At 35.9% G+C, this 12739-nt stretch carries 12 protein-coding genes and 1 pseudogene; 8 read left to right on the forward strand and 5 right to left on the reverse strand.

The annotated features are described in order from the left end of the window. Window positions 1-16: 16 nt before the first annotated feature. From ACMW72_RS07040 to cydB, 7 genes are all read left to right on the forward strand, one after another. Window positions 17-1060 (forward strand): DUF294 nucleotidyltransferase-like domain-containing protein, encoded by a 1044-nt coding sequence (locus ACMW72_RS07040; RefSeq protein ID WP_418368136.1) that lies wholly within the window; start codon window positions 17-19, stop codon window positions 1058-1060. Next, window positions 1050-1796, forward strand: a complete 747-nt coding sequence (locus ACMW72_RS07045; protein ID WP_418368137.1) for an exonuclease domain-containing protein — start codon at window positions 1050-1052, stop codon at window positions 1794-1796. Before ACMW72_RS07040 ends, ACMW72_RS07045 begins: the two co-directional genes overlap by 11 nt. Window positions 1797-1911: 115 nt before the next feature. Then, window positions 1912-3753, forward strand: a complete 1842-nt coding sequence (asnB, locus tag ACMW72_RS07050; RefSeq protein WP_418368138.1) for an asparagine synthase (glutamine-hydrolyzing) — start codon at window positions 1912-1914, stop codon at window positions 3751-3753. 245 nt (window positions 3754-3998) lie between these two features. Then, complete coding sequence (locus tag ACMW72_RS07055; RefSeq protein ID WP_418368139.1) at window positions 3999-4538, forward strand: MBL fold metallo-hydrolase; 540 nt, start codon at window positions 3999-4001, stop codon at window positions 4536-4538. 23 nt (window positions 4539-4561) lie between these two features. Next, entirely contained in the window at window positions 4562-5860 is a 1299-nt protein-coding gene (locus ACMW72_RS07060; protein ID WP_418368140.1) for a M18 family aminopeptidase, read from the forward strand. A gap of 228 nt (window positions 5861-6088) precedes the next feature. Further along, window positions 6089-7447 carry a cytochrome ubiquinol oxidase subunit I gene (locus tag ACMW72_RS07065; protein ID WP_418368141.1) on the forward strand — a complete coding sequence of 453 codons (1359 nt, stop codon included), beginning with the start codon at window positions 6089-6091 and terminating at the stop codon, window positions 7445-7447. Window positions 7448-7465: 18 nt separating this feature from the next. Further along, window positions 7466-8488, forward strand: a complete 1023-nt coding sequence (gene cydB / locus ACMW72_RS07070) for a cytochrome d ubiquinol oxidase subunit II (RefSeq protein WP_418368142.1) — start codon at window positions 7466-7468, stop codon at window positions 8486-8488. A gap of 79 nt (window positions 8489-8567) precedes the next feature. On the opposite strand, the gene ACMW72_RS07075 is transcribed toward cydB, so the two are convergent. From ACMW72_RS07075 to ACMW72_RS07095, 5 genes and pseudogenes are all read right to left on the reverse strand, one after another. Next, window positions 8568-10055 carry an acetyl-CoA hydrolase/transferase family protein gene (locus tag ACMW72_RS07075; protein WP_418368143.1) on the reverse strand — a complete coding sequence of 496 codons (1488 nt, stop codon included), beginning with the start codon at window positions 10053-10055 and terminating at the stop codon, window positions 8568-8570. A gap of 166 nt (window positions 10056-10221) precedes the next feature. After that, window positions 10222-10323 carry a spore coat associated protein CotJA gene (locus tag ACMW72_RS07080; RefSeq protein WP_418368155.1) on the reverse strand — a complete coding sequence of 34 codons (102 nt, stop codon included), beginning with the start codon at window positions 10321-10323 and terminating at the stop codon, window positions 10222-10224. A 157-nt stretch (window positions 10324-10480) separates the two neighbouring features. Continuing rightward, window positions 10481-11050: pseudogene (locus tag ACMW72_RS07085) on the reverse strand (manganese catalase family protein); the annotation flags it as partial. A gap of 19 nt (window positions 11051-11069) precedes the next feature. Beyond that, complete coding sequence (locus tag ACMW72_RS07090) at window positions 11070-11318, reverse strand: spore coat protein CotJB (protein ID WP_418368144.1); 249 nt, start codon at window positions 11316-11318, stop codon at window positions 11070-11072. A 172-nt stretch (window positions 11319-11490) separates the two neighbouring features. Further along, window positions 11491-11727 carry a DUF3905 domain-containing protein gene (locus tag ACMW72_RS07095; protein WP_418368145.1) on the reverse strand — a complete coding sequence of 79 codons (237 nt, stop codon included), beginning with the start codon at window positions 11725-11727 and terminating at the stop codon, window positions 11491-11493. Between the two features lie 142 nt (window positions 11728-11869). Between ACMW72_RS07095 and ACMW72_RS07100 the strand changes: the two genes are divergently transcribed. Then, complete coding sequence (locus ACMW72_RS07100; protein WP_418368146.1) at window positions 11870-12661, forward strand: LysM peptidoglycan-binding domain-containing protein; 792 nt, start codon at window positions 11870-11872, stop codon at window positions 12659-12661. Window positions 12662-12739: the final 78 nt, after the last annotated feature.

Below are 12739 nucleotides of genomic sequence, written 5' to 3' on the forward strand. Positions count from 1 at the left end.
TTGAGGAGAAAATGGAATGGAACCATTATATATTGACGATTGGATCGTAAGAATGGATCAGACGAATACTCTTAAAGAATTAACTGAAATCAAACAAGAATTGTTTTCTAAAATTTTCGATAATGTTGCAATACAAGAAGAAATGGACGTTTTTCATCTCTATCATACCTTAAGTCAGATTCACGACCTATTAACGAAGAAAGCTGTTTCCTTTGCAGAGAAACAAACGCAAGAAGAAAAAATTGGGTTGCCTCCTGAACGATATGCTTGGCTTATCATGGGAAGTGGTGGGAGAAAGGAACAAACTAAAAGAGCTGATCAGGATAATGGACTGATCTATTGTATTGGAGAAAGCCAGAGTCAAGAGCAAGTTGAACGTTTTGTTCGACGTTTTGCAGTACTTGCCGTAAATAATTTAATGGCGCTTGGCTATCCCTTATGTCAAGGGAATGTTATGGCAACCAATCCTCGATGGCAAAAAACGTTAAATGGATGGAAAGAAACGATTACCTCATGGGGAGATCAAGATTCAATGAATGATATTCGCTATATTTTTATTGCTGCTGATTTTAGAGTGATTTATGGAGATCAAGAATTAGGGGAACAGTTGCGTAACTGGATGTTGACTTTCATTCAAAACAATTCTCGTCTCTTAAAACGAATAGCAAACTATATTCTAAGCTATGAGGTTCCACTTGGCCTTTTTGGTCAATTCTATACAGAACGATGGGGCTCCTATGCTGGACAGTTTGACTTAAAATATGGTGTATATATACCGTGGTTGAATATCATTCATTGGCTTTCCTTTTTTGCTGGGATAAAAGAAACCACCATTATCGAACGGTTAATTATGTTAAGAGATAAAGGATTCATCTCTAATAAAGAATTCCAAATCGTTTTTCATTCATTTACGGTTTTATTACGTTTACGTTTTAAGTTCTCTTCCCATCATATCGATCCAAAGCAGCTAACTAGCTCTGAACGTGTAGAATTGAAAAAAACGCTAAAAGGAATAAAAAAATTAAGACGAAGGATAAGGATCTTATCATATGGAATCTAATTGGAAACATTTTATATCTCGTATGCTCTCTCTTGGTTTTAATCACGAACAAATTCAAATGATTGGGCAAACAGATCCATCTTCTTTACGACAAGAACATGTAATTCGTTCTCTATTAAAAGAAATACCGAAAAAAAATGAAGTTATATTAAGAAGACATTTATCAAGTATTGATTATGTTGTAATTGATTCGGAAACGACAGGCTTTTTCCCGGACAAAGGTGACGAAATCATCTCTTTATCTGCTGTAAAGATAACAAAAGGGAAAATAAGTCCAACTGTATTCTTTACTTATCTTTCTCCCACTCAGCCAATCCCTAAAAAGATTATTGAATTAACAGGAATTGATGAAAAGGTTATTGCACATGCACCCAAAATTGAAGACGTGATTCAAGAATTTTTAACTTTCATCGGTCAATCATGGATTGTTGGATTTCATATCAGCCACGATCTCACATTTCTTAATGATTTTTTACAGAAAAATTATCAGAGGACAATGGATCGTTCTGTATTTGAGATTCAAAAAGTATTGCAAGTTGTAATACCTGGCCATTTATTGAAAACTCTCGATGATGCTCTTGATTATTATTCGATTCCCATCTACCAACGACACCATGCATTAGATGATTCGATCATGACAGCAAATTTATGGCTAAAAATATTGCAAGATTGTGAAGAGCAAGGAATTGTTACTCTATTTGATTTGTATTCCAGAATCTCTAGTATTTCTAAATGAATTTTTATGGTTTTCACCTTTATCGCCCAAGAGCATATGATATAACGTAATATGGGATATGAATATATCCATCATTTAGAAATACTATTTTATCCTCTGGAAAGGATTGATATAGATGTGTGGAATTACAGGTTGGATCGATTGGGAGCGTAATCTCTCTAATCATCGAGAAACGATTAGCCAAATGGGAGAGACGATGAAACATCGTGGTCCAGATGCAAGTGGGGTATGGGTGGGCAAACATGCCGCTTTAGCACATACTCGACTTATAGTAATCGATCCAGAAGGCGGAAAACAGCCAATGATCCGTCAATATGGTGACCATAAGTATGTGATTACTTATAACGGTGAATTATACAATACGGAAGAATTGAGAGAAGAATTAGAATTAAGAGGACATCGATTTTTCTCTTATTCAGATACAGAGGTTCTTTTGATATCTTATATTGAATGGGGAGAACAATGTGTCGATCGTTTGAATGGTATTTTTGCTTTTGGTGTCTGGGATGAAAAGAAACAGCGTTTATTCCTTGCTAGAGATCGTTTAGGGGTTAAACCTCTTTTTTACACTTATGATCAGCATAAATTGCTCTATGCGTCAGAAATCAAAGCCCTTTTGGCGCATCCTGAGGTTGTTCCAATCTTAGATAAAGAAGGACTATCCGAAGTATTTGCATTAGGGCCTTCTAGAACGCCAGGGCATGGTGTTTTTCATGGGATTTACGAATTAAGACCAGGTCATTCTTTAGTTTATGACCAAAATGGGGTAAAAATCCGTCAATATTGGAATGTAGAAAGCAAACCTCATTTTGATGATTTAAAGACAACTCTTACCAAAGTAAGAGAATTGATATTTGATGCTGTTAAAAGACAATTGGTTTCTGACGTTCCCTTATTTACCTTTCTATCTGGTGGCCTTGATTCAAGTCTGATTTCGGCAATTGCCGCCAATATTTATAAAGAAAAGGGGGAACAACTCGATACCTACTCCATCGATTATGAAGGAAATGAAAAATATTTTAAAGTTAGTGAGTTTCAACCTAACTCGGATACTCCATATATAAGACAGATGTCAGAATTTATTGGATCCCGCCATCATTATGTGGAAATCAATACTCTTGATTTGGTAGAATCATTAAAAGACGCTGTCATCGCAAGGGATTTACCTGGAATGGCAGATGTAGATTCTTCTCTCTTACTGTTTAGTAGGAAAATTAAAAAAGAAGCCACTGTGGGTTTGTCAGGAGAATGTGCCGATGAGATTTTTGGTGGCTATCCATGGTTTTATCGCAATGATGACCTCTTATCAAATACTTTTCCATGGTTACGTTCCATTGCAGAAAGAGAAAATATCTTAGCTAAAGAGGTAAGGTATGAGCTTCGATTAAAAGACTATTTGAGCGAACGCTATCAACAAACATTAGATGAGGTCCCCAAATTGCACGGAGAATCGCCATTACAAAGTCGTATGCGTGAATTGTTTTATTTGAATATGACATGGTTTATGCAAACTTTATTAGAGCGAAAAGATCGGATGACGATGGCAACAGGGCTTGAAGTTCGCGTTCCTTATGCCGATCATCGTTTAGTAGAATATTTATGGAATGTTCCTTGGGAAATGAAAAATCTTGAAAATAGGGAAAAGGGACTTTTGCGGAAAGCATTAAAAGGTGTTTTGCCAGAAGAAATACTAATGAGGAAAAAAAGTCCCTATCCCAAAACCCACAACCCTGAATATACTGCTGCTGTTAGCAAAGTTATGTTAGAAATTCTTCATGACCCAACTTCACCAATTCTTCTATTCATCGATAAAGAGAAAGTAGAAGAGATTGCAAACTCAGGAGGGAAAAGTTTTCAACTCCCATGGTTTGGCCAATTGATGACAGGTCCTCAATTACTGGCTTATCTCGTGCAAGTAGATTTTTGGTTGAGACATTATCATATTACCATTCGTTAGGATAAACTTTTACGGGGTGTGACCATAAAGCGTCACCCCGTTTTACTTATTTTTGATTATATAGACTAGAACCAGATCCTAATTTCATCAGCAACTAACATTCTTAATGTAGGGGAAAAATATGGTACAATGAAAATGGACTAAGACTATTTAAAGGATGAAGATGATGAAAATACAACGGTTGGGATCAAGAGGAGTTGTTTTTAGTTTTCCAGAACTAGATCAAGTGAATTTGGTTGCAATATATGGGAAAACAGAAGAGAGCTCATCATTCACATTGGGACTGGGATCATGTGTGGGGAAATTGTGCGTTTCCTGACTCAATCATTCTTTCTCATCAATATTGCAGAGAGAATCTAGAGAAAGGGTTTTGGAGCGAGTTAGAGAGAAATAAGTCCTATATCCGTGGGGATGTTAGACCCCTTTTCCCTAATCTAGTATTTACAGAAGAGATTATCTTTGCCGAGGATCAAGTGAAATTCTACTATACCCCTGGTCATACAAATGATTCAGCAAGTTGTCTTGATTTGGTTGATGGAACACTTTATGTTGGGGATAATGTGGAGTATCCAATACCCTATGTTTCACACCCTGATGTGAATACTTATATTCTAACATTGGAATCTTATATTGAATTAGCTCCAAAAACAATCATCACTGGGCATGGAAACCAGTGGTCATTAGATTTAGTTAAAGATAACGTAAAGTATTTAAAACAACTCGTTTCAGGACATAAGATTGATCAATCGGATTGGAACGAGGAAATTAAACAACGTCACCAATAAAATATTAAAATATGGAGGAATCTATGAGAAACGAACGTGAATTAGCGCTAGATCTTATTCATTTTATCGATTCGAGTCCTACAGTCTTTCATGTTGTAGCTAATATCAAACAGCAACTTGATAAGAATGGTTTTAAGGAACTTGATTTTGGTCAGCGGTGGGATTTGCAAAAGGGCGGAAAATATTATGTGTCAAAAAATGACTCAGCTATTATTGCTTTTATTGTTGGAATTGGAGAAGTAGAAGAAGAAGGTTTTAAAATCATTGCTGCTCATACGGATAGTCCTACTTTTCGGATTAAACCAAACCCAGTGATGACAACGGAAAATTATCTGAAATTGAATACAGAAATCTATGGAGGACCGATCTTAAACACTTGGTTAGACCGTCCGTTATCATTAGCAGGTCGAGTTATGGTCAAAGGAGAACAGCTATTATATCCAAAAACAATGCTAGTCAATATTGATCGCCCACTTCTTGTGATTCCAAATGTAGCCATTCATATGAATCGAAAAGTAAATGAGGGAATTCAATTGAACCCTCAAATTGATCTTCTTCCGATTATTGGTTTGATTAATCAAACGTTTGAAAAAGATCGCTTTATACATAAACTTCTTGCGGAAGAGTTAAACATATCAGAGGATGAAATTATAGATTTTGACTTATTTCTGTACGATGCAACAGAAGGTATGTTAGTGGGACTGAATGAGGAAATGATCTCCATTGGTCGATTAGATAATCTAGCTATGGTTCATTCGGGAATGACAGCTCTTATAGATGCACCAGCAACAAAAGCAACCAATGTCATGGTTTGTTTTGATAATGAAGAGATTGGTAGTCGGACGAAACAAGGTGCAAATGCTCCGATGCTTGCCAATGTGCTCGAGCGAATTGTTCTTTCATTAGGCAAAGAACGGGAAGATTACTTTCGTGCATTAGCAAAATCATTTATGATTTCTGCAGATATGGCTCATGCTGTTCATCCCAACCATCCAGAAAAACATGATCCTGTGAATAAGCCAAAAATGAACGGTGGTCCAGTCATTAAAATCAATGCGAATCAAAATTACACGACGGATGCAGATTCCAACGCAGTATACGAACTGCTTTGTAAAGAAAATGGAATTCCAGTACAAAAGTTTGTCAATCGATCTGATGAACGAGGAGGTTCAACGATTGGTCCTATTTCTTCTACTCAGTTAGATATTCGTTCGATTGATATTGGTACGCCGATGTTAGCCATGCATTCGATTCGCGAATTAGCAGGAGTAAAGGACTATCTTTATGTCGTTCAGTCCTTTGATGCGTTTTATAAGTTGTAATATTTACACAATAAAAAGCACTTCTCCATCGATCATGATGAGAGAAGGTGCTTTTTTTGTAATTACAGATAATTACAGATCATAAATAATTTATATTATTTATTATTATTATAATTTACAAACATATATATTAAAAAAGTAGTGATATTTATCATAGATTGTAGTAAAATAAAATAGAAATAAATGCCACATGGAATTTTTTTATTGAAAATAATAAAGGAGGAGAAATTGATGGATCTTGTGACGTTGAGTCGGATTCAATTTGCTCTTACGGTTGCCTTTCACTTTCTTTTCGTTCCTTTAACATTAGGGCTCGTTATTTTGGTAGCTATCATGGAAACACTCTATGTCAAAACAGATAACCCAGTTTATAAGAATATGGCTAAGTTTTGGGGGAAGCTTTTTATTATCAATTTTGCGCTAGGCGTAGTAACAGGTATTACGATGGAATTCCAATTTGGAACGAACTGGGCCAACTATTCAAAATACGTTGGGGATATTTTCGGAGCACCTCTTGCGATTGAGGCAACGGTAGCTTTCTTCTTAGAATCAACTTTCCTAGGATTATGGATTTACGGTTGGGATAAGGTTTCTAAAAAATTTCATGCATTTTCTATTTGGATGGTTGCTCTAGGCACGAATCTTTCAGCTGTCTGGATTATTATTGCTAATGGTTGGATGCAACATCCTGTTGGGTTTATGATTCGTAATGGAAGAGCAGAGTTGGTCGATTTTTTGGCGGTTGTTTCCAATAAATATGCTTGGCTGATGTTCTTCCATACTGTTTTATCAGGATATGTATTATCTTCATTTTTCGTACTAGGTGTCAGCGCTTATCATTTATTGAAAAAAAATCAAATAGATTTCTTCAAAAAGTCGTTTCAAATTGCTTTGGTATTTGCGATTTTCTCATCGATTATGGTTGCTGTTCTTGGAGATCTTAATGGCTCGAATGTGGCAGAGGTACAACCATCCAAATTTGCTGCAATGGAAGCAATATGGGAAACTCAAGAAGGAGCACCGATGTACTTGTTGCAAATTCCAAGTTGGAATAATGATGGGAACATAATAGAAGCGATTGGAATTCCTAAATTAACAAGCTTCTTGGCATTTAAAGATCCAAATGCAAAAGTAATAGGATTAAATGACATTCCAAAAGAGGAGCGGCCACCTGTAGCGCTTGTTTTTTATGCATTTCGCATCATGGTGGGATTAGGTGTTTATTTTATTGTGATGGCCTTACTTGGTTGGTATCTCGATCGAAAGGGAAAGTTATTAGATTCTCGTCGCTATTTAAAAATGTTACTTTACTCCATCCCTCTTCCTTATATTGCGATTAACCTAGGTTGGGTCGTTGCCGAAGTGGGAAGACAACCTTGGATTGTATATGGATTGATGAAAACAGTAGACGGAGTATCACCTGTCCCCATTTCCCAAGTATGGGCGACATTAATTGGTGTAATTATCTTTTATTCGATTTTAATCGTCGCTGATATTTATTTATTAGTGAAATATGCAAAGAAAGGCCCGGATTTAGAACAACCTGCTCAAATTAACATCAATACATCACCATCAATCCAAGCTTAGGGAAAGGGAGGAATAAGGATGACCTATACAACTTTAATAATCATTTGGTTTGCTTTATGGGGATTATTATGGGCAGTTTATTTTATGTTAGATGGATTTGACTTAGGCGTAGGGATGCTTTATCCTTTTCTAGCTAAAGATGAGAATGAACGGAAGTTGTTGCTTAATTCAATTGGCCCTTTTTGGGATGGAAACGAGGTATGGTTAATTACAGCGGGTGGTGCTACTTTTGCAGCTTTTCCAACGACTTATGCAGTGATGTTCAGTTTCTTCTATCTACCTTTTATGTTGATTCTATTAGGATTAATTTTCCGGGGAACAGCGATTGAATTCATGAATAAAAGTAATCAAGAATCATGGAAAAATGCCTGGAAATGGGCTTTAGCAATTGGGAGTTTTCTTGTGTCCTTCTTATTTGGTGTAGCGTTTGCAAACATTTTCCAAGGACTTCCTATTGATGGTCAAGGATATCATGGAACATTTTCTTCTTTACTTAATTTGTATGGCATAAGTGGTGGATTGTTATTCACAGGACTATTTATTCTTTCAGGTTCCATTTGGATTGGGATAAAAACCAATGATGAACTGTCTGAACGGGTGATGGATTTTTCGTCAAAAATGTGGTATGGGGTATTGGTTTTAGCGGTTATCTTTCTTGTTCAGACCTACTTTGAAACTTCTCTTTATGACATCTATATTGAAAATCCGATTTGGTTGATTGATTTAGCGATTGCTGTGATTTCTCTGTTGTTGACGAAAGTATTTATCAATAAGAAAGATGCGATCAAAGCCTTTATTACTCATTCACTACTTATTGTATCGACGACATTTTTTGGAATTATTGGACTCTATCCAAATATGCTTCCATCAAGTATTGATTCGAAGTATAGTCTTACAATTTTCAATTCCGCTTCGAGTGAATATACCCTTAAAATTATGTTCATCGTTGCAATCATTTTTGTCCCGATCGTGATTTTCTATCAGATTATGATGTACAAAATTTTTTCTGGGAAAATAACAGAAAAAGATGCTCATTATTAAAAAGGTGTCCTACTAATGGAGCAGGACACCTTAAAAAGATAACCCCGTTATTTCAAAAAGAAAACGGGGTTTTTTTCTGTTATAGCATACTTCCTGTTTCGATAAATTTTTGATGCCATGATAATGCTTTTTCAATCACATGAGGAGTATGTCCTCCACGGCTAACAGCTTCTTTGTAGTATTCACGCATTTTATCCTTATACATTGGATGTACGCATTTTTCAATTATCAGTTCAGCTCTTTCACGTGGAGCTAAACCACGAAGATCAGCTAAACCTTGTTCAGTAACAAGTACTTGTACATCATGCTCCGAATGGTCTACGTGGGAAACCATCGGTACAATACTAGAGATCTTTCCATCTTTGGCTACTGATTTCGTAACGAAAATAGAAATTCCTGCATTTCGGGCAAAGTCACCAGAACCACCGATTCCATTCATCATATGGGTACCAGTAACATGTGTAGAGTTAACATTACCAAAAATGTCTGCTTCTAAAGCGGTATTAATGGCAATAATCCCTAAACGACGAATAACTTCTGGATGATTACTAATTTCCTGAGGCCGAAGAATAAGCTTATCCTTATAATCTTCAAAATTATCAAATAACTTTTTCGTCCATTCTGGTGACAATGTAATGGAAGTAGCTGATGCCATTTTAACCTTACCAGCTTCCATCAAATTGAAAACAGCATCCTGTAATACCTCTGAAGCAACAGTAAGATTTTCAAAGGGTGAATCTACCAATCCATCCAAGACAGCATTTGCAATTGTACCGATACCTGATTGTAATGGCAATAAGGAGCTAGGTATACGACCAAGATCTACTTCACGTTTTAAAAATTCGATAATATGATTAGCCATAATTTTTGTTTCTTCATCAGGTGGTAAAATGTTTGAAGGAACATCCATTTGATTTGTAATTACAATCGCTGCTACTTTGTTGGGGTCTACTTTCATATAAGGAGTACCAATACGGTCTGCAGGTGTTAGTAAAGGAATAGGCTTTCTTCCTGGCCTTCTTTCAGGTAAATAAATATCATGAACTCCTTCCAAAGCAGGAGTATGTGCCATATTGATTTCAATAATTACCTTTTCAGCTTTCTCTAAGAATAAAGGAGTATTACCTACAGAAGTAGTCGGAATGATGTAACCGTTCTCATTTATAGCAACGGCTTCAACTAAAGCAATATCAATCGGTCCCATTACATCGTTTCTGATCCATTCATTTGTTAAACTTAAATGTTGGTCAGTAAATAAGATTTTTCCTTCGTTAATCATATTTCTCATACTTCTTGTAGCTTGGAAAGGTAATCTGTGGCTGAGTGCACCAGCTTCAGCTAAACCGCCATCAATATCATCACTTAGTGATGCTCCAGTCCATAATCTTATTTGTAATTTTTCTTTTTTTGCCCTTTCAGCCAATGCCAATGGTACAAGCTTAGGGTCGCCGGCTCGGGTAAATCCGCTTGAGCCAACAATCATTCCATCTTTAAATAATTTGGCTGCCTCTTCAGCAGACATGACTCTGTCTAAATATGGTGCATAACGGATTCTGTCTTTGTACATGATTCTACTCACCTCTTAAAATATTATTTTTCTGCTAAAAATTATGAATTTTTAGTTAAATTATACCATGGATAAGATAATTTAGAATACTCTTTTTTTTAAAAATTTATTTAATAACCGAATAAATCTTCAAAACAAAGAAAAACCCCGAGTCAACGGGGCTACATTAAAAAATTTTTTTTTCATAAGGATCATATAACCATTTAAATAATGTTCCTTTTCTTAGAGCCTTCTCTAACGGAAATTGTTTGGTGTAATCAAGAGGCATTCTTTTAACAGGGGGAATAGGTATAGGAGGATAGGTTTTTCTTCTCAAAATATGGCCTCCTTTCTAGCCAGAAATAAATAAATTAATCTAAAATATCATCAGGTGTAACGTTGGTATTTGTAAAAATGTCTTTGGTTTCTAATGTTTCACTAGATTTAAAGAAAAATTTATGGTCCCTTTCTTCTCTTAAAATATATAAAATCTCTCTAAAACGCTGAGAATGGACAACTTCTCGTTCTCTTAGGAATTTTAAAGCATCGATTAAACCAGGATCATCGGTGAGATTGATTAGGTTTTCATAGGTAGCGCGAGCCTTTTCCTCAGCTGCGATATCTTCCATAATATCGGCAATAGGGTCACCTTTTGCTTGAATATAACTAGCAGTCCAAGGATGACCATTTGCATCGACGTAGAATAATGCTTTTTCATGTTCTGCAAAATGAGAACCTAATCCAGCCATTCTCATTTGTTCAGGTGTAGCACCTTTTGTTAGTTTATGAACCATGGTAGCAATCATTTCTAAGTGACCTAACTCTTCCGTACCTATATCTGTTAAAAGGGCTTTTGCCCGTTTATTCGGCATACTATATCTTTGGTTTAGATAACGTAAAGCCGCTGAAAGCTCCCCATCTGGACCACCGTATTGTGTGATCAAAAATTTCGCCATGGTTAAATCAGGCTTTGTTATACGTACTGGTCGCTGCAATTTTTTTTCATATATCCACATTGTGTATTGCACTCCTTTCTTAATAGATTAGTTCCCAAGGCCAAGGTTCTTCAATCCAACGATCAGGATTTTCCTGGGAATATTCATGTGTCAATGGCCCAAAAAAGCGTTCTAAATAAGGGCGCATCATCATTAGCTGATACGTTAATCGTTTGAAATCGCATTGTGCCTTCTGATCAAATGGATGGGTGTCTAAGTAGAGTCTTACTTCAGTTGCGGCAAATTCAATTTCTTGATATCTTCGTAATATCGCCATGGCTTTATCCACTAGAGATTCCTCCTTTGATTTTCTTCCATAACACCTTATTCAAGTAGGCAAATATCTGTCACGGGGATACTCGCCTAACTTTTTAGAGTTGTAAGGTAAGAAGTGATGGTGAGATGAAACCGATAAAAAAAAGCTGTTGACACGAATGGTCAACAGCCCAACGAAGTACTGTCTAATCTTTTCCATAAGAAACATCATGAGTAGGGTGCATGAAAGTTCCGCTTTGATTAAATATTCCTTTTTCTAATTCTTTGTTTTCAGTTGTCGCATTACCAAAATCATCATCTTTATCTACCCATTCATCTCCAGACATAATAGCTGGATCAACTTCTTTACTCCAATGGTCAAGAGGAGTTTCTTTTTTCTCCATTGCTTTTCTAGCAAATTCTGCTTTTTCTTTTTTGTCCATGAACACCACCTCATAAATAGTATGAACATCATCTACGAACTCTATGTAACAGAAATTTTAAAATGTATAAAATTTATAAATTTTGGCAATGATAGGAATAAATTAGAATATTTCTGTTTTTATTATTGAAAGGAGTTTGTAGATGAAAATTGGCAAAACAGGATTTCTGTTACTTATTCTATCGTTCTTTTTCAGTTCAAGTGTTTTTGCTAGAGTTCTAGAATTCGATAATATAGAGATGGAAACAGAAATCATCAATCCGCGAAAAGCAAAAACGATTGAGTATCAAATAAGTAATGGAGATACCCTATATTCAATTGGTAAAAAGTATAATGTAGATTGGAAAAAAATCATGGAGATAAACCCTAGTATTCAACCTACCACATTAAAGATTGGAAGTATCATTCAAATTCCAAATCAAGAAGAAGAGCCAAAATTCTATCTCTATGAAATTAAAAAAGGGGACACCTTATGGAACCTTGCCAAAAAATATCATACATCTATAGGTTCAATTCTTCATTTGAATCCGTATTTAATCCCCAAAGCTCTTGTTATCGGTGAAACAATAAAAATTCCTAAAATTGACGTTGTAACCATGAGTTCAGTAAGTCGTTCACAAAGAAAAATGACTGGATACTATACCCTTACTGCTTATACAGCAGGACCAGAATCTACTGGTAAAAGACCAAGTGATCCTGGCTATGGTATAACGGCTTCTGGAGTAAAGGCAGAAGAGGGAGTAACCGTTGCAGTTGACCCAAGAGTGATTCCATTTGGCACAAGAATATATATAGAAGGAATTGGCTATCGAATCGCACAAGATACGGGTTCAGCGATTAAGGGAAATAGGATAGATGTCTATTTTGAAAATCTAAAAGACGCGTTGAAATTTGGTGTAAAACGAAACGTTCGTGTTGATGTTTTTTTTGAATAAAAGATTTTAAGAGGCTGTCCGAAAAGTGATATGCTCCCCTTAAGGTAGACAGATAAAAAATAAAAATTCTGTTTATCT

Origin of the sequence: Tepidibacillus sp. LV47 (assembly GCF_048381575.1) — a bacterium.
Taxonomy (GTDB): domain Bacteria; phylum Bacillota; class Bacilli; order Tepidibacillales; family Tepidibacillaceae; genus Tepidibacillus.

Bases quoted from the DNA above. Each gene is read 5' to 3' on its own strand.
- ACMW72_RS07060 (WP_418368140.1), top strand. From the start codon at position 4,562: ATGAGAAACGAACGTGAATTAGCGCTAGATCTTATTCATTTTATCGAT.
- ACMW72_RS07040 (WP_418368136.1), top strand. From the start codon at position 17: ATGGAACCATTATATATTGACGATTGGATCGTAAGAATGGATCAGACG.
- ACMW72_RS07095 (WP_418368145.1), bottom strand. From the start codon at position 11,727: ATGGACAAAAAAGAAAAAGCAGAATTTGCTAGAAAAGCAATGGAGAAA.
- ACMW72_RS07045 (WP_418368137.1), top strand. From the start codon at position 1,050: ATGGAATCTAATTGGAAACATTTTATATCTCGTATGCTCTCTCTTGGT.
- ACMW72_RS07100 (WP_418368146.1), top strand. From the start codon at position 11,870: ATGAAAATTGGCAAAACAGGATTTCTGTTACTTATTCTATCGTTCTTT.
- cydB (WP_418368142.1), top strand. From the start codon at position 7,466: ATGACCTATACAACTTTAATAATCATTTGGTTTGCTTTATGGGGATTA.
- ACMW72_RS07055 (WP_418368139.1), top strand. From the start codon at position 3,999: ATGGGAAAACAGAAGAGAGCTCATCATTCACATTGGGACTGGGATCAT.
- ACMW72_RS07075 (WP_418368143.1), bottom strand. From the start codon at position 10,055: ATGTACAAAGACAGAATCCGTTATGCACCATATTTAGACAGAGTCATG.
- asnB (WP_418368138.1), top strand. From the start codon at position 1,912: ATGTGTGGAATTACAGGTTGGATCGATTGGGAGCGTAATCTCTCTAAT.
- ACMW72_RS07080 (WP_418368155.1), bottom strand. From the start codon at position 10,323: ATGCCTCTTGATTACACCAAACAATTTCCGTTAGAGAAGGCTCTAAGA.